Genomic DNA, 255 nt, shown 5'->3' with positions numbered 1-255 from the left:
GGTCCATGATGCCAGATTTTAAAAAGTTCCAAATATTTCTCAACACTATTTTATCTTGAATATAGTATTCGAGGTTATTTCTTAGTACTTGATGGTTGATTGTATCAAAGTAATTCTTCAAATCGCAGTCTACTACTATCTTATAACCTTCTTCATAATAACCAATCACTCGCTCAATTGCTTGGTGAGCGTTGCGACCTTTACGAAAGCCGTAACTATATTCTGAGAAATAGGGGTCTATAATTGGGTCAATCA

General features: G+C 34.5%; 1 protein-coding gene. It reads right to left on the bottom strand.

The features are described from left to right. Positions 1–255, bottom strand: a 255-nt coding sequence (locus ACYQ4S_RS12760) for a reverse transcriptase domain-containing protein (RefSeq protein WP_459771555.1), incomplete at both ends; no start/stop codon positions are given.

The sequence above is a fragment of the Alkalibacterium sp. s-m-28 genome, assembly GCF_054658175.1.
The sequence above is the reverse complement of the archived record's forward strand: the minus strand, read 5'-3'. Positions and strand labels throughout refer to the sequence as shown.